Raw genomic sequence first — 22,284 nt, forward strand, 5'->3', positions numbered from 1 at the left:
GCCCACCTCGGTGGGCTTTTTTATTTGAAGGGAGTAACACCATGGGTCAAGTGATTGCAGGCACCTGCTACGTCAAAGTCGACGGTGCACAACTGACTATCAACGGCGGCTGCGAAGCCCCGCTGATGGCCGTCAAACGCGAAACCGTCATACCGGGTTTCTACAAGGAAACCGACGTCGCGCCGTCGTTCAAAGTGACTGCGCTGCACACCGCCGACTTCCCGCTGAAGAAGCTGATCGAAGGCACCGACATCACCGTCACCTGCGAATTCAGCAACGGCAAGGTCTACGTGCTGGCCGGTGCCTACCTGGTCGAAGAGCCGGTGTCCAAAGGCGATGACGCCACCATCGAACTGAAATTCGAAGGCATCAAGGGGACTTGGCAATGAGCGGCGCCGTGAAGCTTCAGGTTGCGATCGAAGCTCACGGCGAGCCCCTGACCGAACTCGTCCTGCGCCGTCCGACGGTGCAGGAAGTGCGAGCGATCAAGGCGCTGCCGTACAAGATCGACAAGAGCGAAGAAGTCAGCCTCGACATGGACGTGGCGGCCAAATACATCGCCGTGTGCGCCGGCATCCCGCCGTCGTCGGTCAACCAGCTCGATCTGGCTGACCTCAATGCGCTGAGCTGGGCCGTTGCGAGTTTTTTCATGAGTGCGGCGTCGGCGCCATCACCGACCTGATCGCAGTCGCCTATGACCTGGCCTGGTTCTGGAAGGTTGACCCCGAACAGATGATGGCCAGGCCACTGGATGTGCTCCGCGAGTCGCTGGAGCACGCGCAACGGATCAATGCGATGCAGCAGGTGCAGTGATGGCGAATACTAATTTGAGCCTGATCCCGCAGAACTTTCCCGTCACGGTCAACATGCTTGTGGTGCTCAAGGGCGCCGAGAAGATGGAGGCCGAGATGAAGGGGCTGCGCGGCAAGGTCGCAGCATTCAAGAAAAGCATGGAAGACAGCGGCCTTGAGCCGCTGGACGTGGCCGGTTTCATTGCCGAAGGTGGTTTGCTCAAGCCGTTTCAGGACGGCATCAAAAAAGCCATCGAAGCGCAGGATGCGCTGGCGAAGAAAGCCAGGGCACTCAAGGGCCTTAAAGTGCCGAAGGTGGTGCAGGGCGAAACCTCGGCCAACCTGGAAAAATTCAACAAGGCACTGGATAACATCTCGCTGAAAATCGGTCAGGCGTTGTTACCGGCGGTTAACGGCATCGTCACGGCATTGACGCCGGTAATGACTTCGATAGGCCAGTTTGTCGCCAACAATCCGTATCTGGTCGAAGGGCTGGCGGCCGCTGCCGTAGCGTTTACGGTGGTCACGGTCGGGGCGATGGGGCTGGTCGCGGTGCTGGGGATTTTGACCTCACCCATCGGGCTGATTGCGGCGGCTATCGCCGCAGCGGTGGCCATCATCGTGATCGGCGCGCGGTTGATTACCAATAACTGGGCGTCGATTTCCGGATTCTTCGGCGGGATGTGGGACTACGTCTCGACGAAATTCAAGGCTGGAGTCGCGGCGACCACACAGGCAATCGAGTCGATGAGCGCATCGATCAGCAAAACATGGGGAGAGATCAGCGCGGACTTCTTTGCCGGCGTCGACAGCGTCGTCAATATTTACAACGGCTTGGTATCGAAAGCGCAGGCAGGCACTGACAAGCTCGCGGCGGCTTTCGACTTCTCGCCGCGTGAGCTGTGGAACAAGGCGTTGGCGAAAGCCAGCAGCGTTGTCAGTGATTTTTTCGCCAGCACCATGGCGGATGCGCAAGCAGGGATCGACAAGCTCAGTGCGAAGTTCGCTTTCTCACCGCGTGAGGTGTGGAACAAGGCATTGGCGAAAGCCAGCAGTGTTGTGAGTGAATTCTTCGTCAGCACCATCGCGGATGCGCAAGCGGGTATCGACACGCTCAGGGCGAAATTCGGTTTCTCGCCGAGTGAAGTGATGAGCAAGGCTTTTGCAACTGCGAGCAATGTCGTCAGTGATTTCTTCGCTGGCGCACAGGCCAAAGCTGCTGCCGGTGTGGACACGCTCAAGGCGAAGTTCAGTTGGTCGCCGGTGCAGACGATTACCGGCGCCTGGGGTTCGCTGAACAATGTGTTTGGCAATCTTGTTGGCGGTGTTGCAGGTAACGCCACCGCGCAGTGGGAGCAGGTCAAATCGATTTTCACGCAATCGCCGGTGGCGACGATTGAATCGGCTTGGCAACCCGTGGTTGGCGTTTTTTCGGCGCTTTGGGATGTCCTGCGGGCATCGATGGCCACGTTGCAGGAAAACCTGCGCAGCGTATTCGACGTCTTGCCGGTGGAGTCGGCAACGGCGGCCTGGAGCGGCGTGAGCGGGTATTTCTCCGGTTTGTGGGCGTCGTTGACCACGGATGCACAGGTGCTGAAGAGCGTCTTTGGCGATCTGTTCAGCCAGTCGCCGCTGGAGTCGATCCAGCAGAAATGGCAACCAGTGCTGACCTGGTTCGGTGAGATGTGGACCAAGCTGCAAGGCATCTTCGGGCAGGTCAAAGAACTGCTCGGTGGCAACTTCACCGCTATCTTCGCCACCCTCACCGGCACCAGCACGGCGGCACCTGCCGGCGGCGCGGCACTGAACAGCACGTTGCCGCAATCCTCCAGCGCCCTGATCCAGCAAAGTGCTGCCAACAACCGCACGCAACTCGAAGGCGGCCTGACCGTGCGCTTCGAAAACGCACCGGCGGGCCTGCGTACCGATCAACCACAAACCAATCAACCGGGCCTGGCGTTGTCGTCGCGCATCGGCTATCGCTCGTTGTCGGCAGGAGGTTCCAATGAACTGGCGTGACCGCTTGTTGCCGGCATCGTTTCGCGGTGTCGGGTTCTGGATCGATCAGGCGAAAACCCCGGTCGGTCGTAAAGGTCAGTTGCACGAATACCCGCAACGCGACCTGCCGTATTTCGAGGATCTCGGCCAGCAGGCCAAGACCCACGACATTACGGCGTTCATCATCGGCGCCGATTGCCTGGAGCAGCGCGACAAGCTGCTCAAGGCCTTGGAGGCGGGCAGTGGTGAACTGGTGCATCCATGGCTTGGACGTTTGCAGGTCAAGGTCGGCGAATGCGACATGACCCACACCCGCCAGGACGGCGGGCTGGTGACGTTCAGTCTGAAGTTTTATCCCGACCGGCCATTGCCGTTTCCGACTGCCACGGTCAGTACGCAAAAAGTCCTGTTGGCCAAAGCTGACACGCTGTTGGGTTCGGCGGTGGCGCGCTTCGAGCAGGCGATGACGCTGATCAAGGCGGCGCGCATCGGCATCGCCAATTTGCGCAATAGCCTGACCGGGGTCTACGAGGTGATCAAGGAGCAGCTCAAACCGCTGATCGAGCAGTATCGGCAGATCACCGAACTGGTCAAAGCGGTCAAGGAGTTGCCCAAGGAAGTCGCGGCGGAGTTCAAAGGCTTGCTCGGCGATATCAAGGAACTGAAGGCATTCGCGAAGGAGGGCTACCGTGGCGTGATTGCCGACGTGTCCCAACAACTCGAAGCCATCCGCAAGGCCGATGCGCCGAAGATCACCACCGGCAAGGACACCAACGCGGCGGCACAAGCCATGGCCGATCTGGTGCAGGACACGGTGCTGGTCAAAGTTGCGCAATGGGTGGCGTCGATGCCGGTGGCGACAAGCCCGGTGAAACTGTCATCGACGCCTGCGGTAGGGCAGCAGGCGACGAGCCCGGTGACCCGCCAGGAAGTCCCGGTCAGTGACGACATGCAGGCATTGCGTGACGCCGTGGCGGTGGCAATCAACCCGATGCTGGACAAGGCCGACCCGGCGCACTACCAGGCCATCAGCGATGTGAAAGAGGCGCTGCTTGCGCACCTCAAGGCCGTCGCGTCGTCGGGTGTGCGGCAAGTCAGCAAGTCGTTCCAGGAAAGCTTTCCGGCACTGGTGGTGGCCTACAAGTACCTTGGAGATGCAACGCGGGTCACGGAAATCACTCAACGCAACGGGATCACCCATCCCGGTTTCTCACCCAACGAAGTGAAAGTCTCCGGGGAGTAAACCATGAGCGAGATAGACAACCGCGTCACGCTGACCGTCAACAATATGGAATACGGCGGCTGGAAAAGCGTGGAAATCACCGCCGATCTTGAGCGTCAGTTCCGCACCTTCAAACTCGACATCACCTGGCAGTGGCCGGGGCAGACGGTGGATCAGCGGATCAAACCGGGTGACCCGTGCGAAGTGAAAATCGGCCAGGACCTGGTGCTCACCGGCTACGTGTTCAAGGCCCCGATCAGCTACGACGGACGCCAGATCAGCCTGAGCATCGAGGGCAGCTCCAAGACTCAGGATCTGGTCGATTGCGCAGCCACCAACCGGCCGAACCAATGGCAGGAGCAACCGCTGCTGGGCATCGTCCAGGCTCTGGCGGCGGAATACTCGCTGTACGTGGTCAACGAAATTCCCGAGACCGCGCGGCTCGCCAAGCACACCATCGTGCCGGGCGAAACGGTGTTCCAGTCGATCGACCGTCTGCTCTCGCTGTTCCGGGTGTTTTCCACTGATGACGAGCAAGGCCGGCTGGTGCTGGCCAAGCCCGGTAGTGGTGGTCGGGCCAGTGACGCGCTGGAGTTGGGCAAGAACATTCTGTCGGCGAACGCGCCGATGGATCAGAGCCAGGTATTTTCTGAATACCGAGTGATCGGTCAGCAGAAAGGCTCGGACAAGAAGAGCGGGGCGGCCGTCAGCGAGGTTCAATCCAGCGCGGCTGATCTGAGCTTCAAGCGCCGACGCACCACGATCATCAACGAAGGCACCGCACTGACGTTCGAGTTGGCCCAGCAACGCGCCCAATGGGAAAGCGCCACCCGCATGGGCCGGGCGCAGACCACCACCTATCAGGTGCAGGGCTGGCGTCAGTCCAATGGCGATCTGTGGCGCCACAACACGCTGGTGAAGGTCACGGATCCGGTGCTCGGGTTCGACAGCGACATGCTGATTTCCAAAGTCACGTATTCGCTGTCGTCTCAAGGCTCGGTGACCACGCTGCAAGTGGCGCCACCGCATACCTTCGATCCTGATCCAACGCCCCCGAAAAAAACGCCGGCCTGACACCGAAACCGAAGGGCATCACCTGATCCTGTGGGAGCGGGCTTGCCCGCGATAGCGCAGGTTACCGCAAACACTTCTTTGCCTGACACGCCGCCATCGCGGGCAAGCCCGCTCCCACAGGTTTTGTGTTGGCAAAGTATCGAGGATCAATTCATGAGCCTACTGACACGCCTGCTGGCGCGCGGCACTGTCGTGCTCGCCAACTCGGCTTCCAAGCTGCAATCGCTGCAAATGCGCCTCACCGCCGGTGAAGTGAACGACGACCTGGAGCATTTCGAACCGTACGGTTTCACCAGCAACCCGCTGGCCGGCGCCGAGGGCATCGTCACGTTTCTCGGCGGCGACCGTTCCCACGCCATTGCCCTGGTGGTCGCCGATCGCCGTTATCGCCTGCAGTCGCTGGCCTCGGGCGAAGTGGCGATCTACACCGACGAGGGCGACAAAATTCACTTCAAGCGCGGGCGCATCATCGATATCGAAACCGCCACCCTGAACATCCGCGCCAGTAGCGCGGTGAACTTCGACACGCCGGTGATCAACCAGACCGGCAAGATCGTTTCCACCGGTGATCAGCTCGCCGGCGGTATCAGCCAGATCAAACACGTGCATGTTGGCGTGCAGGCCGGCAGCGGCCAGACCGGTGCGCCGGCAGGAGGCCAATGATGTTCATCAGCCAGAACCTCCACGCCGCACTGACCCGCGCCGTGCTCATCAGCCTGTTCACCTGGCGCCGCGCCGCCGATGACGACGCCCTCGACGACGAGGAGCGCTTCGGCTGGTGGGGCGACAGCTTTCCCACCGTCGCCGACGATCGCATCGGTTCGCGGCTGTGGCTTTTGCGTCGGGTCAAGCTGACCCGACAGACCCAGATGGACGCCGAGTTCTATGCCCGCGAAGCCCTGCAATGGCTGATCGACGACGGCCACTGCAACGCCATCGACATCATCAGCGAACGCCTCGACGCCCAGCGCCTGAACCTGCGCACGGTCCTGACCCTGGCCGACGGCGAACGTCTGGACATCAACCCCGATAACAGTTGGCAGGTGATCTATGCCGTTTGAAACCCCTTCGCTGCCGGTGCTGATCAAGCGCACCCAAAGCGACCTGGCCGGCGATTCGCTGCGCCAGTCCGATGCGCAAGTGCTGGCCCGCACCCTCGGTGGCGCGGCTTATGGTCTGTACGGTTATCTCGACTGGATTGCCGAGCAGATCCTGCCGGACAAGGCCGACGAATCGACCCTGGAACGCATTGCCGCACTGCGTTTGAACCAGCCACGCAAACCGGCGCAAGTCGCCACCGGCAGCGTCAGTTTTACCGCCACTGCCGGCGCGGTGCTCGACGTTGACACGCTGCTGCAAGCAAGCGATGGCCGTACCTACAAAGTCACCGCCGCGCGCACTACCGTCAGTGGCGGCAACACCACCACGATTGCTGCACTCGACGCTGGCAGCCTGGGCAATGCCGACGCCGGTCTGGCGCTGAACCCGGTGCAGCCGATCGCCGGCGTGGTCGGCAACAGTTTTGTAGTGCTCGCACCCGGCCTCAGTGGTGGCGTGGCGCGAGAAAGCCTGGAGTCGTTGCGCTCGCGGGTGATCCGCTCTTATCGCGTGATCCCCCACGGCGGTTCGGCGAGCGATTACGAGACCTGGGCGCTGGAAGTGCCGGGTGTGACGCGGGCCTGGTGCCGTGGCGGCCTGCTCGGGCCAGGCACAGTGACGGTGTTCATCATGCGTGATGAAGACCCGCAACCGGTGCCCAACGATGAACAACTGGCGGAGGTTCAGGCGTACATCGAACCGCTGCGTCCGGTGACCGCGGAAGTGCATGTGCAGCGGCCGATTCAGGTACCGGTGGTGTACCGTTTCAAGAGCGTCAATCCGGACACCACCGCTGTGCGCGCCGCCGTAGAAGCGCAGCTGCGCGACTTGCATAACCGCGAGGCCGACCTCGGTGTGGCGCTGCTGATCAGCCATATCCGCGAAGCCATCAGCAGCGCCGGCGGTGAGTACGATCACACGCTGACCGCACCGGCCGCTGACGTGCCTGCCGGGCAAAGCGAGCTGCTCACCTTCGGAGGTTGCGTATGGGGGGCATAAGAACCGCCGCGCAATACCAGGCGCAACTACGCGCCTTGCTGCCGAGCGGCCCGGCATGGGATCCGGAACGCGTCCCGGAACTCGAGGACGTGCTGCAAGGCGTCGCCGTCGAGCTGGCGCGCCTCGACGCCCGCGCCGCCGACCTGCTCAACGAGATGGACCCGGCAGGCGTCAGCGAACTGGTGCCGGACTGGGAGCGAGTGATGGAGCTGCCCGACCCGTGCCTGGGCGCCACGCCGCTGTTCGACGACCGCCGCCTCGCCGTACGCCGGCGCTTGCTCGCGGTCGGCAGCCAGGCCGTCGGTTACTACCTCGACATCGCCAAAAGCCAGGGCTACCCCAACGCCAGCATCACCGAACACGAAGCCCCACGCATGGGCCGCTCGCGTTTTGGCGCAGCGCACTGGGGGACCTGGGAAGCGCAGTTCATGTGGACCCTCAACACCGGCGGCCGCCTGCTGCTGGGTCGGCGCTACGGCGCGAGTTACTGGGGAGAGCGCTTTGGCGTGAACCCGGGCTCGGCGCTGGAGTGCCTGATCCACCGCAGTGCGCCGGCGCATACCAAGGTGCACATCAATTATGACTAGGGAGGAATGAGGGGATGGATTATCCGAAAAGTGTGCCCAGCGCCGGTCTGGTGAATGGGAAATTTGTTGACGAGGATGCCATCAATGGCAAACCGGGTTCGCTGATTCCGGCTGCGTGGGGCAATGGCGTGACGGAAGAAATCGTCAATGTCATCAAGGCAGCTGCCATCGTGCCGGATGAACAGAATCACGCTCAGCTTCAGCAGGCGATCACAAAAAGCATCAGCGACCGGTTGCCTGGACAGGCGAGCGAAACAGCTGCCGGGGTGATGAAAGTCGCGACTCAGGATCAGGTGGGGACGGGTGTTGATGACACGGTGGCGGTGACACCGAAAAAGCTCAAGCTCGGGTTCAGTCTGGCTAACACTGGAGGCACCGGGTACCTCGCCTTTCCGTCCTGGATGGGCGGCTTGATTATTCAGTGGGGATGGATCAATAGCGCCACCACAGATGTCATCACCACGCTTCCGGTGAGCTTCAACTCAAATTTCTTCCGGGTGATGGTTTGCAACGATTACACCGCATCCTCTGGATCAATCGGTTATATCGCGGCCAGCACCCGAAGCCTGTCCACCATTGTTTCCCGGGGCTCTAGTCCGTCTCTGGGCGCGCAGTACATCGCCATAGGCAAGTAGGTCGTTCATGAAAATTTATTGGAGCCCTTCGGTTCAGGGATTTTTTGATTCTCGTGTCAATTCGACGATTCCCAAAGACGCCGTCGAGATCTCGCCGTCTCACCGCAACGAGTTGATCGAAGGATGCAAGCGCAATCAGGTAATTGTGTGTCGCGCCAATGGCTTTCCCATTCTGGCCGATGCACCGACCGCTACGCCGGCAGAGTCCACGACCGCTGAACGCCAATGGCGGGATGCGCAATTGAGTGAAACAGATCCCCTGGTTGCACGTCACCGCGACGAGTTGGAAAACGCGCAAGGCACCACTTTGTCCGCCGAGCAATACACAGCGTTGCAGCAGTATCGCCGCGACCTGCGCAACTGGCCCTCATCGACGCAGTTTCCTGCCATTGCACAGCGCCCCATGCTGTCGGTCGCAGGTGAGGTCGTGGTGAAAAAGCCCCGGGCAAGGTCCAGAGCCAAACCGTGACGCTCATGACGCAAGCGTTCGGGAGTCGAGTCAGTCAATTATCCGAAAAGTGTGCCCAGCTCCGCACGGGCGAACGGCAAACTTGCCGATGAGCCTCCGCTGACCTGACGCCGAAGCCCACCGGCAGGAATCAAGCACCCAAGCCCACGTCACCGTGGGCTTTTTATTTTCAGAAAACAGACCGCCGCTGGCTCGTACTCGCGATCGCCACGACGCGGTTCATTTGTTATTTCAGAGGAACGAAAGACCTATGGATTATCCAAAAAGCGTCCCCAGCGTCGGCCTGGTCGATGGTCGCTTCGTCGATGAAAACCCTGTGGCTGGCACGCCGGGTTCGTTGATTCCGGCGGTGTGGGGCAACAGCGTGACTCAGGAAATTCTGAGTGTGATTAACGGTGGCGGGTTGGTGGCTGCTGAAGCCGATACCGGTCAGTTGTACAAGGCGATTCAGTCGATTATCGGCAGAGCCAGCCCGATGCGTTCAGTCATCACCCGATTGTCCGCGTCGAAAACCCTGACCGAGGCCGAGCTCGGCCTGGTGCTGATCGACGGCAGCCCGGGGGCTGTGACCGTGCTGCTGCCACCGGCCAACGCCGCACTCGGTGTGCGCGACGTGATTGTCCGGCGGGTGGACAACAGCGGCAATCGCATGGTCATCCAGGCGTCCGGTACTGACGGGATTCGTTTTCACACTCACCTTTCGGCCAGCGGTTATCCGTTCTTCGTATTGATGGGCGGCGGTGACTGGTGGCACCTGCGCAGTGATGGGGCGGGGAGTTGGTGGCCGGTCGGGCGCTTTGACAATACCCCGCTGGGACGGCCGTTTTTCGAGACGACCCTGATGCTCAGTCCCGGCGGGTACGGTGCATTGAATGGCACCGTGATGAAACGCGCGGAATGGCCGTGGCTGTGGGATCACGCCCAGCAATCGGGAATGCTGGGGACTGAAGCCTTACGCGTAGGCTCCGAGGGAAAATGGACCACGGGTGATGGTGCGACGACCTTTCGTGGCCCCGAAGGGCGAGGCGAATTCCTGCGGGTTCTGGATGAAGGTCGTGGTGTTGATGCCGGGCGGGCGATGGGTACTTTTCAGACTGGATCGACGCATTCCTATGCGCAAGGTGCCAATGGCGCAGGCGCTGTGGGCGCGTACTGGTCAGATAGCCTGACCAGTTTTGGCGCGGATACCCGAGAAGAACCGCAATACGTTACAGGGCTGGTCAATGGCGGCCCGATCTTTCCGGTCAACACCACCTACCAGAGGGATACCGCAGCAGTTTTGCTCTACGCCTTCAAATCCCGCCCGCGCAACATCGCCTATCCCGGCCGCATCAAACTCATCTGAGGCACTTTATGTTCAATTATCTATTTGATGGCTCGGGCGCTCTTTCCGGGCCTGTCGAGTTCATTGTCACGCCGGGCATTGGCATCCAGTTACCCGGTAATGCTGTTGAGCTGGCGTACGAGTTGCCTGAGCCGGAAACCGGTCGTAGCTGGGCACTGATCAACGGTGTACCGCGTGAAGTGATCGACCGCCGTGGCATGGTTTATCGCAAGGACGGCGGCGCGCAACAGATCTGGACCGAGCTGGGTGAGTTGCCGGACACCCTGACCGCGCAACCATGGCCAGGTGAATTCCACATCTGGCGCGACAACGCCTGGGTGCTGGATGAGCAGGCGCGTTTGGCCAGTGTCAGGCAGCAATGTCTTGGCCAGCGCGACGCACTGCTGCGCGACGCCGTCCTGCGCATCGCGCCGCTGCAATACGCCGAGGATATCGGCGATGCCGATCATGACGAACAACTGCTGCTGATCGAATGGAAGCTTTACAGCGTGGAGCTGAACCGCATCGAAAAGCAGGCCGGCTTTCCCGATGAAATCACCTGGCCGGTCGTTCCCGGCGCAGCCGTAGCCAACTGATTCAGCACAGGGAGCAGTGCAATGGATTATCCAAAAAGCATTCCCGGCGTTGGCCTGGTCAACGGCGGCTTCGTCGATGAAAACCCGATCGCCGGTTCACCGGGCTCGTTGATCCCGGCCGCGTGGGGCAACAGTGTCACGCAAGAAATTCTCAACGCGATCAAGGCTGCCGGTCTGACGCCTGATGAAGCGAAAACCGATCAGCTGGCAGCGGCCATCGGCGCGCTGGTCGACTTCAGCAAACTGAAAAACACCCCGACCACATTGGCCGGTTACGGCATCACCGATGCGGTGGGGCGGTTGTTGGCGGTGCGGCAGATCGAGACGGTCGGGATCACGGTTTACAAGCCCAATCCCAGGGCCAAACGGATTCGCGTGCGGTTGGTGGGGGCGGGTGGTTCGGGTGGAGGTTGTGCGCCTGTTGCCGCCGGTAATTTGCGTATTGGCGGAGGAGGTGGTTCGGGTGCCTATGCCGAAAGCCTGTATGACGTGACACCTCAAATGCTTGCCGGCGTGCCTGTTTCTTTGGGTGCGGGTGGTGCAATCAGCCCCACGATGGGGTTGGGCGGCGGCGGGGCCTCCTTCGGCTCATACATGAGCGTGGGAGGCGGGGGCGGTGCACAGATCCTGAACATTGATACGTCAACCTCTGCCTCAGGGTACGTCCAAGGCGGCCTCGGAGGCCAAGACGCGGTGGGCGGCAATCTTGCCAACGCACGTGGCAACACCGGCGGCTACGCAATGTTCAACGGCAATTGGGGAGTGCTCTCCGGTGGTGGAGCCGCAAGCCCGTTCGACGGCGGCGCCCCGTACAAGGGCGTAAACAACCCTGGTGTTGCGGGTATTCGAGGCTCAGGAGGCAGTGGCTCCTGTTCGTCGCATCCTACGAATTCTTTCGCTGGTGGTGCTGGCGGCAACGCCTTCTGTGAAATCTGGGAGTACGAATAATGGCTCGTTATGCACGAGTAGAAAACGGTGTCGCGGTCGAATTGATCGACACCGGTGACTACGCGATCACCCAACTGTTTGCCCCCGCTTTCGTCGAGTCGATGGTGCAAGTGCCAGAGGGCATGCAGATCGAAATCGGCGCACCTGTCGGCGAACTGCGCGAGGAGATTGCTCCGATGCCGGTGATGGAAAGTCCGGTCGTTATCTCTGACGTCGTCGTAGAGGACCAAGACCCCTTGGCGGCAGCACGCACCTGGCGCCAGTCCAGCCTGTCGGCCACCGAATGGTGGGTGACGCGGCATCGCGATGAGCAAGAGCTGGGGCGCGGAACGACGCTCAAGGCTGGACAGTATCTGGAGTTGCTTGAGTACCGCCAGGCGTTGCGCGATTGGCCGGATTCGAGTCAATTTCCCTCGACAGTTTCCCGGCCTTTGGTCCCGACTTGGCTCACTTGCATAGCAGGAGAAAAATAATGGATTACCCAAATAGTGTTCCCAGCGCCGGGCTGGTAAACGGCAAGTTTGTCGATGAGGACCCGCTAAACGGCTCGCCGGGTTCATTGATTCCGGCAAGTTGGGGCAACGGCGTTACTCAAGAGATTCTCGGCGTAGTGCGGGCCGGTGGACTGACGCCGAGTGAGGCGTCGAATACTCAATTGCTCGGCGCCCTGCGCAGCAATCAATTGTTCCAGACGGCTGCGCCATTCGATGTCAGTCGTTCGGCGGCAACGTCCGAGTTCGTTCAGCGCGCTCTGGGTAACTATGCCGGAGCGCGGGGCGTGTCTGCTGCAACACAGTTGACGGCGGCGGATGTGGGATGGGCGATCGGTCTTGGAGGCAATTCGGCGTACACCGTAACCCTGCCGGATATCACTACTGTTCCGAATGGTGCAACGATCGGCTTTCACTGCCGCAGCAATGCCGCGATCACCATCGCCTGCCTGAGCGGTAGCCAAATTAGCCCGCAAGGCGCCTATCTGACTTCGATTGTGATCAACAGCGGTGAAAGTGCCAACGTTGTCAAAGAGAACGGCATCTGGACGGTCCAAGGGACCGCCAGTCTGAAATATGCCGCGCTGTTTTCCGGACTGGTGAATAACCCCGGATATCAGAAACACGCCAGTGGAAATATAGATCAGTGGGGCTCGGGACTGTCGAATGCCACCGGCATCGTCAACGTGACATTCCCGGTTCCATTCCCGAGGGGCTATTTCTCTCTTGTGGCCACCCATGCGGGAGGCGATGTAGCAATGGTCGCATTGATTGCCGTCAGCCAAGTGGGTTGCACGCTGAAAATTCGCGATGCGTCCGGCGCTCTGGCCGGCAATTGCACCGTAAATTATTTTGCAAAGGGCTATTGAATGAACACCTTCAATGTTTTGTTCAGCGCCAGCACTTTGGGCGCGTATGTGCCGGGTATCAATTCAACGGACATTCCCGACGACGTTATCGAAATTCCCCAGGGCTACTGGATCTCGCTGCTGCAGCAAATGGCTGTCACCTCGAAAGTGATCGGTGTGCGAGCGGATAACGGCTATCCGATCTTGGTCGATCCACCGCCTCCTTCACCAGATGAAGCGGCTGATATCGAGCGCTCATGGCGTACGGCGCAACTGTCTGCCACCGACGGTCTGGTAGCACGTGACCGCGATGAACTCGAGGACGGCGGCGGCACTACATTGACCACCGAGCAATACGCCGAACTGCAAACCTATCGCCGTGAGTTGCGAGACTGGCCGCAAGATTCTTTTTTTCCGTTCACCGAGCACCGGCCGGTAGCGCCGAGGTGGCTGGCTGCTGCGCTGTAATTCATCAGGGAAGTTGAAATGGATTATCCAAAAAGCGTTCCCAGCGTCGGGCTGGTGAACGGCAAGTTCGTCAATGAAGACGCCGTCGCTGGCCTGCCCGGATCGCTGATCCCGGCAACCTGGGGCAACAGCGTTACCGATGAACTGTTGAATGTCGTCAAATCTGCAGGTCTTGAACCCAGCGAAACCGATGCCACACAACTGTTGCAGGCGCTGAAAAAAATCAGTCAGGCCGGTGAAGACAAGCATGCGACTGATATCGGTGCGACCAATCTGTACATGGCCAACTACCTGCCCGCCATCACTACGTTGAAGGACGGTCTGGCGCTGCGCTTCACCGCTGGCAACGCCAACACCGGGGCGAGTACGTTTGCTCCGAATGGCTTGCTGCCCAAGCCGCTGGTGAGCCTGGCGCTGAGTGCGTTGCGGCCTGCCGAGATTGTCGCCGGCAGTGTGTGTTCGGTGGTGTACAGCGCGGCGCTGGACAGTTGGGTACTGGTGTATGCCAGCGGTGCTGGTGCGGCGAGTGGACGGTTATTGGGAGTGAAGACGTTTACCTCGTCTGGCACTTATGTGCCGACGGTGGGGATGAAGAATGTGTTGGTGAAAATTGTCGGCGGAGGTGGCGGGAGTGCAGGCATTGTTGGGACAGCTGCTTCCCAGTATTCGCTTGCAGGTGGAGGGGCCTCTGGTAGTTATGCGGAAGCCTGGCTTTCGGCCGCCACGGTAGGAGCCAGTCAGATCGTCACGGTGGGCGTTGGTGGCGCCGCAGGTTTGATCGCAGCCGACGCTGGAACGGGCGGAACCAGCTCCTTGGGATCGCTGGTTTCAGCGCCTGGCGGTGCTGGTTCGACCTCGTTGGGTTACACCAGCTTCCCAGGGACCGGTCTGTATGTTGGTGGGTATCCCGGCCAAGCTGCGAAAGGCGGAAACATAGTCAGCATGGCCGGTTCTGCCGGTTCGACAGGTATTTCCATCAATGCGTCGACCTTGGCCGGACATGGTGCCAACTCACCCTTGGGCAATGGAGGTGTTGCCAGCAGTGTGCAGGGAGCAATCGCGTCACCTGGCTCCGGGTTCGGTTCCGGGGCGGGAGGCATTGCCAACGCCCCCAGTCAATCTGGCAGGCCGGGTGCCTCCGGTGCCCCTGGTGCAGTGATCATCTACGAGTACGCCTGATGAAAACCTACGCACGCATCGTCAACAACACTGTGGCCGAACTGTTCTCGACTGACGGCAACATGGCCGAGATGTTTCACCCGGATCTGATCTGGGTCGATATCACCGACATTACTCCGCTACCGCAAATTGACTGGAGCGCCAACTTCGGCACCCTCGGCTGGGTGTTCACAGCCCCCGAAGTCGCGGCACCGAACAACACCCTGACAACTCTGGCAAAAAAATGGCTGGGGGGCGTTGTCCGCCATCCATGATTCAATCGGAGCATCCAGGGAGGATTACGCATCATGCAAATAACTGAAGACAACCTTAAAACCATCATGCCCAACGCCCGCTCCCAAGCGGGCGTTTTTGTTTCTGCACTGAATAACGCAATGACTCGCCGCCATATCGACTCGCCAAAACGCATCGCCGCGTTTCTCGCGCAAATCGGCCACGAGTCGGGGCAGCTGCAATACGTGCGCGAGCTGGGCAACAACCAGTACCTGAGCAAATACGACACCGGCACGCTGGCCTTGCGTCTGGGCAACACGCCCGAGGCCGACGGCGACGGGCAGAAGTACCGCGGTCGCGGGCTGATCCAGATCACCGGGCGCAGCAACTATCGCCAGTGCAGCCTCGGCCTGTTCGGCGATGAGCGCTTGCTGTCCTTGCCGGAATTGCTCGAGCAACCGCAATGGGCGGCCGAATCCGCTGCGTGGTTCTGGGAGCAGAACGGCTTGAATGAACTGGCCGATCGCGACCAGTTCAACAGCATCACTCGCCGAATCAACGGCGGGTTGAATGGCCTGCAGGATCGGCTCGACATCTGGGCGCGGGCGAGGGCGGTGCTATGTCCATCTCCTGGCGCCTGATCGGCATTTTGCTGTTGGCTGCGGTGGCCGCTGCGCTGGTCTGGCAGTTTCAGGACTGGCGCTACGGGCGGCAACTGGCCGAGCAGGCTCGGCTGCACGCCGACACCCTCAATCAACTGACTTCGGCCGCCGCCACCGCGCAGCAGATCGAGCAGGATAAACGTCTGGCCCTTGAGCAACGCCTGGCGGCCAGTGAACAAACCCACTATCGAGCCATGAGCGATGCCCAACGTGATCAAGATCGCCTGCGCGATCGTCTTGCCACTGCTGATCTGCGCCTGTCAGTCCTCATCGACGCCGGCGATGCTGCCCAAGGCTGCGGGGTGCCAGCCACCGCCGGCGCCGGCGGCGTGGATCATGCAGCCGTACGCGCCCGACTTGACCCGGCGCATGCTCAACGAATTATCGCCATCACCGACGCCGGCGACCGCGGACTGATTGCCCTGCAGGCCTGTCAGGCCTATGTCAGAGCGTTGGCGCCCGAACATTTTGAATGAGTCTGTGTATTGAAAGCGCAACCGGGTCGTGTACGGTGGTAGTCATTCCACCCGATCCGGAGCGCACCGTGAAAGAGATCACTCAACTGGCTGCCGAGCTTGGCCGACGTTTGCAGTTGCTCAACGCCCACGTCACCACGGCCGAGTCGTGTACCGGTGGCGGGATTGCTGAGGCGATCACGCGGATTCCCGGGAGTTCGGCGTGGTTCGAGGCCGGTTACGTGACCTACTCCAACCGGCAGAAGACCCGGCAACTGAATGTGCCCGCCGACTTGTTCGGCACGGTGGGTGCGGTCAGTCGCGAAGTTGTCGAGTCGATGGTGCGGGGCGCACAGAAAAACAGTCTGGCGCGGTTTGCCGTCGCCGTCAGCGGCGTGGCCGGGCCCGATGGCGGTACACCGAACAAGCCGGTGGGCACGGTGTGGCTGGCGTGGGGCGTGGGCGATGCGATTTCCAGCGAGGTTCAGCACTTCCCCGGCGGCCGCGACGAAGTGCGCCGACAAACGGTGAAGGCCGCGCTAGAGGGGCTGTTGCGACTAGCGGCACGAGAAATCGAAAATCAGGGGTAGGCGATCCGCGAACGCTGTGGAATAATACTGGCTACTTATACAGGTGTTGGCCGTCAGGCCTTATTGATTACGTGAGGACTTTAATGGACGACAACAAGAAGAAAGCCTTGGCTGCGGCCCTGGGTCAGATCGAACGTCAATTCGGCAAGGGTGCCGTAATGCGTATGGGCGATCAGGACCGTCAGGCGATCCCGGCCATCTCCACCGGCTCTCTGGGTCTGGACATCGCACTCGGCATCGGCGGTCTGCCAAAAGGCCGTATTGTTGAAATCTACGGTCCTGAATCTTCCGGTAAAACCACACTGACGCTGTCCGTGATCGCCCAGGCGCAAAAAGCCGGTGCGACCTGCGCCTTCGTCGACGCCGAACACGCCCTCGACCCTGAGTACGCCGGCAAGCTGGGCGTCAACGTCGACGATCTGCTGGTTTCGCAGCCGGACACCGGCGAACAGGCACTGGAAATCACCGACATGCTGGTGCGCTCCAACGCAGTCGACGTGATCATCGTCGACTCCGTGGCGGCACTGGTACCGAAGGCTGAAATCGAAGGCGAAATGGGTGACATGCACGTGGGCCTGCAAGCCCGTCTGATGTCCCAGGCGCTGCGTAAAATCACCGGTAACATCAAGAACGCCAACTGCCTGGTGATCTTCATCAACCAGATCCGCATGAAGATCGGCGTAATGTTCGGCAGCCCGGAAACCACCACCGGTGGTAACGCGCTGAAGTTCTACGCTTCAGTCCGTCTCGACATCCGCCGTACCGGCGCGGTGAAGGAAGGCGACGAAGTGGTCGGCAGCGAAACCCGCGTCAAGGTTGTGAAGAACAAGGTGGCGTCGCCGTTCCGTCAGGCCGAGTTCCAGATCCTTTACGGCAAGGGCATCTACCTTAACGGCGAGATGATCGACCTGGGCGTGCTGCACGGTTTCGTCGAGAAGTCCGGCGCCTGGTATGCCTATGAAGGTACCAAGATCGGTCAGGGCAAGGCCAACTCGGCCAAGTTCCTGGCAGACAACCCGGAAGTCGCTGCCAAGCTCGAGAAGCAGCTGCGTGACAAACTGCTGTCGCCAGCGGTGATCGCCGACTCCAAGGCTTCTGCGGTCAAAGAGACCGAAGACGACCTGGCTGACGCTGATATCTGATCGCAGCGATGACCACCGCTGTACTCGATACCCTCGTCGCGGTGCGGCGAACCGCCATGGACCTGCTTGCTCGACGCGAGCACGGTCGAGTTGAGCTGACGCGTAAACTGCGTCAGCGCGGCGCTGAGGCGGAAATGATCGAAACAGCCCTCGACCGGTTGACGGAAGAGGGGCTGCTTTCTGAAGCCCGTTACCTTGAAAGCTTTGTTTCCTACCGTGCCCGCTCCGGTTATGGCCCCTTGCGCATTCGCGAAGAACTGGGGCAGCGTGGTTTGCAACGCGCCGACATCGAACTCGCACTGCGTGAGAGCGGTATCGACTGGCAGGAGCAGCTTCGGGACACATGGCAGCGCAAGTTCTCCGGACACTTGCCGATCGATGCCAAGGAACGCGCCAAGCAAGGTCGATTCCTCGCCTATCGGGGCTTTTCGATGGAGATGATCAACCGCTTGTTCAGCGGCAGAGGGATGGACGACTAAGTCGGTTTAAATAGAAACGGCCTGCTATGAAAATAGCGGGCCGTTTTTTTTTGCCTTCAAATAACCTTCGAAGGTTCGCGTGTGCGTTGTGTGGTCTGCGGTTTGCTATGGGCCCAATTTTCCGGAAGGTTGATGTAATCCACCAGTTCCCTGAGTCGGCCGTGGTCCCGGGCGTTGAAGGCGAACGCCAGCCGCACCAGATGGCTGTACTGCGCTTCGTCGTGTTCTTCACCGCTGTAGGCGTGTTGATGGAACTGGTCACTCAGGCACAGATCGGCGAAAGCCTCCTGCATACGCGCCAATGCCTGGTCGCTGAGCTTGTGGTGCATACGAATAACGAATTGACGCTTGAGCCAGCGGCTGGAGTGGAAGTTGCTGTAAAACTGGTTGATTTGCTGCACCGCCTCATCGACGTTATAGACCAGTCGCATCAGTTTCAGGTCGGTGGGCAGGATGTAGCGGTTTTCTTCAAGTTGCTGGCGAATGAAATCCAGTGCTCCCCGCCAGAACGTTCCACCCGGTGTATCCAGCAATACCACAGGCACCAGAGGACTTTTGCCGGTCTGGATCAATGTCAGGACTTCCAGTGCTTCGTCCAGTGTGCCAAACCCGCCAGGGCACAGCACCAGCGCATCGGCTTCCTTGACGAAGAACAGTTTGCGGGTGAAGAAGAAGTGGAACGGCAGCAGATTGCCTGTGCCGTCCACAGTCGGGTTGGCATGCTGTTCGAAGGGCAGGGTGATATTGAACCCGAGGCTGTGGTCACGTCCGGCACCTTCGTGCGCGGCGGCCATGATTCCGCCACCAGCGCCGGTGATGACCATCATGTCTGAACGTGTCAGGGCCGCGCCGAGTTCCCGGGCCATTGCATACAGAGGATGCTCGACCGGCGTGCGTGCCGAGCCGAACACGGTGACCTTGCGTCGCCCCTTGAATTGTTCCAGCACCCGGAACGCCTGCTCCAGTTCACGCAGGGCCTGCAGGGTGATCTTGGCGTTCCAGCGGTTGTGATCTTCCTGGGCCATGCGCAGTACGGTCAGGATCATGTCGCGATAGATCGGCAGGTTCGGGCTGTTGGGAGAAACCTGGTTGAGTTGTTCTTCGACCTTGTTGATGAGGTCGGGAAGTTGTTCCTGAAAATGCCGGCTGAGCAGGTCATTCGGTTGGTAAGGCATTCAACGTCTCCTTCTGCACAGAGCTTGTGGCCCTGACGTGCGGCGTCAGTGCCGCGCTGCAAAAAACACACATTCGGCAGCTCCTTGTCCTGCCGTGAACAGATGATCGGGAATACTTTGAATCTAGACCCTCGCGAGCCATTGCGCTGAGTTGATCATTACGCCGAGCAGTATTTTCTGGCAGGCCTTGGGTATCGATTGGCAAAGAATGTTCACCGCTCGTCCGAACGTACGCCGTAGAGCAATCGCTCTGATTTACTAACTTACAGGCACTGTACGACAGCTTGGAGTCAGCCGACGTACGCAGGGTGCGCGCTTTTCAGGGATTCGCGGGTAGCAGGCAAGGAGGCGGGATAGATGGCCAGAGTGGTTCTGGAAATCGATACGCAGCTGTATCGGATGTTGAAAGCGTCAGCCGAGGCCAATCAAGTCAGTCTCGAAGAGGAGTGCTGCCGACGTCTGGCGGGTGGTGAACGGCGTTCACGCTATTTACAGGCCCTGGTGGCCGAATTGCGCGCCGAGGATGAACAGCGGCGCGCCAATACCCGGTGATTACTTCTTCTTCGCCGGGGTTGCTTTCGGGCAATCGGAATCCTGATAGCTGGCCGAGCCGATGGCTTTGTTGGTTTTATATTCAGTGAAGTCGTAACGCATGACCGCGCCTTTGGCCATCAGCTTGCGGTACGACGGGTTATTGCACACCGAAGCACCCAGCTGGAAATACACCGCTTTTGGATCAGCGCGCATCTTTTCGGCGTGGCTGGCCTGCACGCTCAGGTGGTTGATCAGGGTGATGCCTTCAACGGTGTAGCCCTGATCGAGAATGTCTTCGTTGATCGCCCGTGGCGTACCGACGCTGCTTTGTTCGGCGATGTTGCGCAGTTCTTTGTTCAGATTCTGCTCTTTCAACGACGCTGCTTGTGCGCTGAAGGACAACGCCAGCGCGATGGCGGCGGTGGGAACGATAAGGCGCAGCATGAAACTCTCCTGATTCAGTGACTGGTGGTTCGACCAGCCCTGTGGCTGTGCGTTCAGTGGCGCAGGATTATAGGGGAGCCGGTCGGGACGGTACAGGTTTGCGCTCGCCGCTCTGGTAAACTGCCGGCCTTTATTACCTTGCCGAGTGCTGTGCGTGTCGAGTTTTCCTGCTGTGGTGCGTTGCCTGTGATCAAACATGCCCCCAACGCTGTAGCCCGTTTGCGCGACCAGCGCGAGGACGAGGGCATCAAGCCGATTCAGGCCCGAGGTTTTCGCTCCGAACGTTGCCGCGACTGCCGGGTGATCATTAGCCATTGCCTGTGCGCCTGGCGACCAACGGTCGAGTCCCGTTCCGGCGTGTGCCTGATCATGACCGGCAAGGAAGTGTTCAAACCGAGCAACACCGGCTGGCTGATTGCCGATGTGGTGCGCGACAACCACGCGTTCATCTGGTCGCGCACCGAGCCTGACCCGCAGATGCTCGCGCTGCTCAACGACCCGCAATGGCAGCCGTACCTGGTATTTCCTGGCGAATACGTAGAACCGTCACGGGTGACCAACACCGTCGCCGTCGATTGCAGCAAGCGTCCGCTGTTCATTTTGCTGGATGCAACCTGGACCGAGGCGCGCAAGATCTTCCGCAAGAGTCCGTATTTCGATCGCTTGCCGATTCTCAGCCTGTTGCCCGACAGACTCTCGCGTTATCGCCTGCGTCGCTCCACCCGTAGCGAACACCTGTGCACTGCCGAAGTTGCGGCGTTGTGCCTCGAATTGGCGGGGGACAGCGATGCGGCTTCGGCACTGGACGCGTATTTCGATGTGTTCAGCCAGCATTACCTGGGCGCCAAACAACAGCTGGACATGAACGAGTCGACCCCGGCCCACGCCGAGTTGTTGCCTTATATACGAAAGCCGCAGGCAGTGTTGGCGCCATAGTGGCCCATACTTCACACAGCGGCGGCGGTGCTGCTTGACCACCCCGGCTTCGCTGGGCATGCTTGGCGCCGATTAGGGTGCGGCCAAGGTTTGAAACGCCGTGTTTGCTTGTGATTGGCGTTGAACGTGCCCCTGTGGATAGCGCTGTGCAGCGCTCTCTTGAGTTGCTTTGGCGAGGCCCGAATGCGTCGGGTCTGCCATCAAAAACAGGATCATTTGAATAATGGCCACATACGACATCCTGATTGCCGATGATCACCCTCTGTTTCGTAGCGCACTGCATCAAGCGGTGACGCTGGGCCTTGGCCCGGATGTACGACTGGTGGAGGTGGCGAGCATCGCCGAGCTGGAAGCGCGCCTGACCGAAAAGTCCGACTGGGATCTGGTCCTGCTGGATCTGAACATGCCCGGCGCTTTCGGCTTTTCCGGTCTGGTCATGCTGCGCGGTCAATATCCGCAGATTCCGGTGGTGATGGTCTCGGCGCAGGAAGAGGCCTCGGTCATGGTCAAGTCCCGCGAGTTCGGTGCCAGTGGCTTTATTCCCAAGTCCAGCGACCTGAGCATGATTCAGCAAGCCGTGCGCAAGGTGCTCGATGGCGATGTGTTCTGGCCACCGCAGGCGTTCGAAGCGGTCAGCGTCTCCGCCGAAGCCAAAGCTGCCAGCGACGGCCTTGCCAGCCTGACTCCGCAACAGTTCCGCGTATTGACCATGGTCTGCGAAGGCCTGCTGAACAAGCAGATTGCCTATGAGCTGAACGTGTCCGAAGCGACCATCAAGGCTCACGTTACGGCGATCTTTCGCAAGTTGAACGTACGCACCCGGACACAGGCGGCATTACTTCTGCAACAACTTGAGTCAATTCCGAGCCAATAAAGGCTGGCGTCTTCACGCTTTTTTGACTTTTGTTGCTCTAGCTTTCCCACTCC

Annotated in this window: 30 protein-coding genes; 27 read left to right on the plus strand and 3 right to left on the minus strand. The window is 60.1% G+C overall.

The features are described 5' to 3' along the window. Window positions 1–41 precede the first annotated feature (41 nt). The 24 genes from AC193Q_RS26280 (at window position 42) to recX (ending at window position 18,268) form a co-directional block, all read left to right on the plus strand. Window positions 42–389, plus strand: a complete 348-nt coding sequence (locus tag AC193Q_RS26280; protein ID WP_121184051.1) for a phage tail tube protein — start codon at window positions 42–44, stop codon at window positions 387–389. Continuing rightward, window positions 386–682 (plus strand): phage tail assembly protein, encoded by a 297-nt coding sequence (locus tag AC193Q_RS26285; protein WP_007908778.1) that lies wholly within the window; start codon window positions 386–388, stop codon window positions 680–682. Before AC193Q_RS26280 ends, AC193Q_RS26285 begins: the two co-directional genes overlap by 4 nt. A 130-nt stretch (window positions 683–812) precedes the next feature. Then, window positions 813–2,810 (plus strand): hypothetical protein, encoded by a 1,998-nt coding sequence (locus AC193Q_RS26290; protein WP_121184053.1) that lies wholly within the window; start codon window positions 813–815, stop codon window positions 2,808–2,810. Then, entirely contained in the window at window positions 2,797–4,032 is a 1,236-nt protein-coding gene (locus AC193Q_RS26295) for a DNA circularization protein (protein WP_095667372.1), read from the plus strand. Before AC193Q_RS26290 ends, AC193Q_RS26295 begins: the two co-directional genes overlap by 14 nt. Window positions 4,033–4,035: 3 nt before the next feature. Further along, window positions 4,036–5,085 carry a phage baseplate assembly protein gene (locus AC193Q_RS26300; protein ID WP_095667371.1) on the plus strand — a complete coding sequence of 350 codons (1,050 nt, stop codon included), beginning with the start codon at window positions 4,036–4,038 and terminating at the stop codon, window positions 5,083–5,085. 153 nt (window positions 5,086–5,238) lie between these two features. Further along, complete coding sequence (locus tag AC193Q_RS26305) at window positions 5,239–5,748, plus strand: phage baseplate assembly protein V (protein ID WP_095667370.1); 510 nt, start codon at window positions 5,239–5,241, stop codon at window positions 5,746–5,748. Then, window positions 5,748–6,146 (plus strand): phage GP46 family protein, encoded by a 399-nt coding sequence (locus AC193Q_RS26310; protein ID WP_121184055.1) that lies wholly within the window; start codon window positions 5,748–5,750, stop codon window positions 6,144–6,146. The genes AC193Q_RS26305 and AC193Q_RS26310 overlap by 1 nt, the downstream gene beginning before the upstream one ends. Further along, window positions 6,136–7,182 (plus strand): baseplate J/gp47 family protein, encoded by a 1,047-nt coding sequence (locus tag AC193Q_RS26315; protein WP_095667369.1) that lies wholly within the window; start codon window positions 6,136–6,138, stop codon window positions 7,180–7,182. Before AC193Q_RS26310 ends, AC193Q_RS26315 begins: the two co-directional genes overlap by 11 nt. Continuing rightward, window positions 7,170–7,769, plus strand: a complete 600-nt coding sequence (locus AC193Q_RS26320; protein ID WP_108181847.1) for a YmfQ family protein — start codon at window positions 7,170–7,172, stop codon at window positions 7,767–7,769. Before AC193Q_RS26315 ends, AC193Q_RS26320 begins: the two co-directional genes overlap by 13 nt. 14 nt (window positions 7,770–7,783) lie before the next feature. Then, window positions 7,784–8,404 (plus strand): gp53-like domain-containing protein, encoded by a 621-nt coding sequence (locus tag AC193Q_RS26325; RefSeq protein ID WP_483879003.1) that lies wholly within the window; start codon window positions 7,784–7,786, stop codon window positions 8,402–8,404. Between the two features lie 7 nt (window positions 8,405–8,411). Continuing rightward, on the plus strand, window positions 8,412–8,873 hold the full coding sequence (locus tag AC193Q_RS26330; protein ID WP_086792130.1) for a phage tail assembly chaperone: 462 nt from the start codon (window positions 8,412–8,414) through the stop codon (window positions 8,871–8,873). Between the two features lie 250 nt (window positions 8,874–9,123). Beyond that, window positions 9,124–10,218, plus strand: a complete 1,095-nt coding sequence (locus tag AC193Q_RS26335; RefSeq protein WP_121184057.1) for a phage tail protein — start codon at window positions 9,124–9,126, stop codon at window positions 10,216–10,218. Between the two features lie 8 nt (window positions 10,219–10,226). Continuing rightward, window positions 10,227–10,793 (plus strand): tail fiber assembly protein, encoded by a 567-nt coding sequence (locus AC193Q_RS26340; protein WP_483879004.1) that lies wholly within the window; start codon window positions 10,227–10,229, stop codon window positions 10,791–10,793. 21 nt (window positions 10,794–10,814) lie between these two features. Then, window positions 10,815–11,741, plus strand: coding sequence for a glycine-rich domain-containing protein (locus tag AC193Q_RS26345; protein ID WP_483879005.1), 927 nt, complete (start codon window positions 10,815–10,817; stop codon window positions 11,739–11,741). Continuing rightward, complete coding sequence (locus tag AC193Q_RS26350; protein WP_483879006.1) at window positions 11,741–12,214, plus strand: phage tail assembly chaperone; 474 nt, start codon at window positions 11,741–11,743, stop codon at window positions 12,212–12,214. Before AC193Q_RS26345 ends, AC193Q_RS26350 begins: the two co-directional genes overlap by 1 nt. Further along, on the plus strand, window positions 12,214–13,101 hold the full coding sequence (locus AC193Q_RS26355) for a gp53-like domain-containing protein (RefSeq protein WP_483879007.1): 888 nt from the start codon (window positions 12,214–12,216) through the stop codon (window positions 13,099–13,101). The genes AC193Q_RS26350 and AC193Q_RS26355 overlap by 1 nt, the downstream gene beginning before the upstream one ends. Then, the gene (locus AC193Q_RS26360) at window positions 13,102–13,548 is read left to right on the plus strand and encodes a tail fiber assembly protein (RefSeq protein ID WP_483879008.1); all 447 of its coding nucleotides are present in this window, start codon (window positions 13,102–13,104) and stop codon (window positions 13,546–13,548) included. Between the two features lie 18 nt (window positions 13,549–13,566). Then, window positions 13,567–14,727 carry a glycine-rich domain-containing protein gene (locus tag AC193Q_RS26365; protein WP_239778836.1) on the plus strand — a complete coding sequence of 387 codons (1,161 nt, stop codon included), beginning with the start codon at window positions 13,567–13,569 and terminating at the stop codon, window positions 14,725–14,727. Then, entirely contained in the window at window positions 14,727–14,981 is a 255-nt protein-coding gene (locus AC193Q_RS26370; RefSeq protein WP_121184067.1) for a hypothetical protein, read from the plus strand. Before AC193Q_RS26365 ends, AC193Q_RS26370 begins: the two co-directional genes overlap by 1 nt. 33 nt (window positions 14,982–15,014) lie before the next feature. Next, window positions 15,015–15,581 (plus strand): glycoside hydrolase family 19 protein, encoded by a 567-nt coding sequence (locus AC193Q_RS26375; protein WP_483879009.1) that lies wholly within the window; start codon window positions 15,015–15,017, stop codon window positions 15,579–15,581. Then, window positions 15,560–16,078: a lysis system i-spanin subunit Rz gene (locus tag AC193Q_RS26380; protein ID WP_483879010.1), complete on the plus strand. Its 519-nt coding sequence runs from the start codon at window positions 15,560–15,562 to the stop codon at window positions 16,076–16,078. Before AC193Q_RS26375 ends, AC193Q_RS26380 begins: the two co-directional genes overlap by 22 nt. 68 nt (window positions 16,079–16,146) lie before the next feature. Continuing rightward, window positions 16,147–16,647 (plus strand): nicotinamide-nucleotide amidohydrolase family protein, encoded by a 501-nt coding sequence (locus tag AC193Q_RS26385; protein ID WP_476285233.1) that lies wholly within the window; start codon window positions 16,147–16,149, stop codon window positions 16,645–16,647. Between the two features lie 83 nt (window positions 16,648–16,730). Further along, the gene (gene recA / locus AC193Q_RS26390) at window positions 16,731–17,789 is read left to right on the plus strand and encodes a recombinase RecA (RefSeq protein ID WP_003222269.1); all 1,059 of its coding nucleotides are present in this window, start codon (window positions 16,731–16,733) and stop codon (window positions 17,787–17,789) included. A gap of 8 nt (window positions 17,790–17,797) precedes the next feature. Beyond that, complete coding sequence (gene recX / locus AC193Q_RS26395) at window positions 17,798–18,268, plus strand: recombination regulator RecX (protein WP_041072226.1); 471 nt, start codon at window positions 17,798–17,800, stop codon at window positions 18,266–18,268. Between the two features lie 56 nt (window positions 18,269–18,324). Here the strand turns inward: recX and AC193Q_RS26400 are convergent, their stop codons facing one another. After that, window positions 18,325–19,443: an LOG family protein gene (locus AC193Q_RS26400; RefSeq protein WP_121184069.1), complete on the minus strand. Its 1,119-nt coding sequence runs from the start codon at window positions 19,441–19,443 to the stop codon at window positions 18,325–18,327. Between the two features lie 357 nt (window positions 19,444–19,800). Between AC193Q_RS26400 and AC193Q_RS26405 the strand changes: the two genes are divergently transcribed. Then, entirely contained in the window at window positions 19,801–19,995 is a 195-nt protein-coding gene (locus tag AC193Q_RS26405) for a hypothetical protein (protein WP_041072222.1), read from the plus strand. Here the strand turns inward: AC193Q_RS26405 and AC193Q_RS26410 are convergent, their stop codons facing one another. After that, a complete protein-coding gene (locus AC193Q_RS26410; RefSeq protein WP_315438085.1) occupies window positions 19,996–20,421 on the minus strand; it encodes a PA3611 family quorum-sensing-regulated virulence factor in 426 nt (141 codons plus the stop codon). A gap of 189 nt (window positions 20,422–20,610) precedes the next feature. Here AC193Q_RS26410 and AC193Q_RS26415 point away from each other — a divergent pair, with 189 nt between their 5' ends. Next, a complete protein-coding gene (locus tag AC193Q_RS26415; protein WP_047292042.1) occupies window positions 20,611–21,357 on the plus strand; it encodes a tRNA-uridine aminocarboxypropyltransferase in 747 nt (248 codons plus the stop codon). Between the two features lie 72 nt (window positions 21,358–21,429). On the opposite strand, the gene AC193Q_RS26420 is transcribed toward AC193Q_RS26415, so the two are convergent. After that, on the minus strand, window positions 21,430–21,588 hold the full coding sequence (locus AC193Q_RS26420) for a hypothetical protein (protein ID WP_155416796.1): 159 nt from the start codon (window positions 21,586–21,588) through the stop codon (window positions 21,430–21,432). Between AC193Q_RS26420 and erdR the strand changes: the two genes are divergently transcribed. Beyond that, window positions 21,581–22,231 (plus strand): response regulator transcription factor ErdR, encoded by a 651-nt coding sequence (erdR, locus tag AC193Q_RS26425; RefSeq protein WP_041072218.1) that lies wholly within the window; start codon window positions 21,581–21,583, stop codon window positions 22,229–22,231. The two genes, AC193Q_RS26420 and erdR, sit on opposite strands and share 8 nt — an antisense overlap. Window positions 22,232–22,284: the final 53 nt, after the last annotated feature.

This window comes from Pseudomonas sp. F2 (assembly GCF_057174385.1).

Bases quoted from the DNA above. Each gene is read 5' to 3' on its own strand.
- AC193Q_RS26280 (WP_121184051.1), top strand. From the start codon at position 42: ATGGGTCAAGTGATTGCAGGCACCTGCTACGTCAAAGTCGACGGTGCA.
- AC193Q_RS26285 (WP_007908778.1), top strand. From the start codon at position 386: ATGAGCGGCGCCGTGAAGCTTCAGGTTGCGATCGAAGCTCACGGCGAG.
- AC193Q_RS26290 (WP_121184053.1), top strand. From the start codon at position 813: ATGGCGAATACTAATTTGAGCCTGATCCCGCAGAACTTTCCCGTCACG.
- AC193Q_RS26295 (WP_095667372.1), top strand. From the start codon at position 2,797: ATGAACTGGCGTGACCGCTTGTTGCCGGCATCGTTTCGCGGTGTCGGG.
- AC193Q_RS26300 (WP_095667371.1), top strand. From the start codon at position 4,036: ATGAGCGAGATAGACAACCGCGTCACGCTGACCGTCAACAATATGGAA.
- AC193Q_RS26305 (WP_095667370.1), top strand. From the start codon at position 5,239: ATGAGCCTACTGACACGCCTGCTGGCGCGCGGCACTGTCGTGCTCGCC.
- AC193Q_RS26310 (WP_121184055.1), top strand. From the start codon at position 5,748: ATGTTCATCAGCCAGAACCTCCACGCCGCACTGACCCGCGCCGTGCTC.
- AC193Q_RS26315 (WP_095667369.1), top strand. From the start codon at position 6,136: ATGCCGTTTGAAACCCCTTCGCTGCCGGTGCTGATCAAGCGCACCCAA.
- AC193Q_RS26320 (WP_108181847.1), top strand. From the start codon at position 7,170: ATGGGGGGCATAAGAACCGCCGCGCAATACCAGGCGCAACTACGCGCC.
- AC193Q_RS26325 (WP_483879003.1), top strand. From the start codon at position 7,784: ATGGATTATCCGAAAAGTGTGCCCAGCGCCGGTCTGGTGAATGGGAAA.
- AC193Q_RS26330 (WP_086792130.1), top strand. From the start codon at position 8,412: ATGAAAATTTATTGGAGCCCTTCGGTTCAGGGATTTTTTGATTCTCGT.
- AC193Q_RS26335 (WP_121184057.1), top strand. From the start codon at position 9,124: ATGGATTATCCAAAAAGCGTCCCCAGCGTCGGCCTGGTCGATGGTCGC.
- AC193Q_RS26340 (WP_483879004.1), top strand. From the start codon at position 10,227: ATGTTCAATTATCTATTTGATGGCTCGGGCGCTCTTTCCGGGCCTGTC.
- AC193Q_RS26345 (WP_483879005.1), top strand. From the start codon at position 10,815: ATGGATTATCCAAAAAGCATTCCCGGCGTTGGCCTGGTCAACGGCGGC.
- AC193Q_RS26350 (WP_483879006.1), top strand. From the start codon at position 11,741: ATGGCTCGTTATGCACGAGTAGAAAACGGTGTCGCGGTCGAATTGATC.
- AC193Q_RS26355 (WP_483879007.1), top strand. From the start codon at position 12,214: ATGGATTACCCAAATAGTGTTCCCAGCGCCGGGCTGGTAAACGGCAAG.
- AC193Q_RS26360 (WP_483879008.1), top strand. From the start codon at position 13,102: ATGAACACCTTCAATGTTTTGTTCAGCGCCAGCACTTTGGGCGCGTAT.
- AC193Q_RS26365 (WP_239778836.1), top strand. From the start codon at position 13,567: ATGGATTATCCAAAAAGCGTTCCCAGCGTCGGGCTGGTGAACGGCAAG.
- AC193Q_RS26370 (WP_121184067.1), top strand. From the start codon at position 14,727: ATGAAAACCTACGCACGCATCGTCAACAACACTGTGGCCGAACTGTTC.
- AC193Q_RS26375 (WP_483879009.1), top strand. From the start codon at position 15,015: ATGCAAATAACTGAAGACAACCTTAAAACCATCATGCCCAACGCCCGC.
- AC193Q_RS26380 (WP_483879010.1), top strand. From the start codon at position 15,560: ATGTCCATCTCCTGGCGCCTGATCGGCATTTTGCTGTTGGCTGCGGTG.
- recA (WP_003222269.1), top strand. From the start codon at position 16,731: ATGGACGACAACAAGAAGAAAGCCTTGGCTGCGGCCCTGGGTCAGATC.
- recX (WP_041072226.1), top strand. From the start codon at position 17,798: ATGACCACCGCTGTACTCGATACCCTCGTCGCGGTGCGGCGAACCGCC.
- AC193Q_RS26400 (WP_121184069.1), bottom strand. From the start codon at position 19,443: ATGCCTTACCAACCGAATGACCTGCTCAGCCGGCATTTTCAGGAACAA.
- AC193Q_RS26405 (WP_041072222.1), top strand. From the start codon at position 19,801: ATGGCCAGAGTGGTTCTGGAAATCGATACGCAGCTGTATCGGATGTTG.
- AC193Q_RS26410 (WP_315438085.1), bottom strand. From the start codon at position 20,421: ATGCTGCGCCTTATCGTTCCCACCGCCGCCATCGCGCTGGCGTTGTCC.
- erdR (WP_041072218.1), top strand. From the start codon at position 21,581: ATGGCCACATACGACATCCTGATTGCCGATGATCACCCTCTGTTTCGT.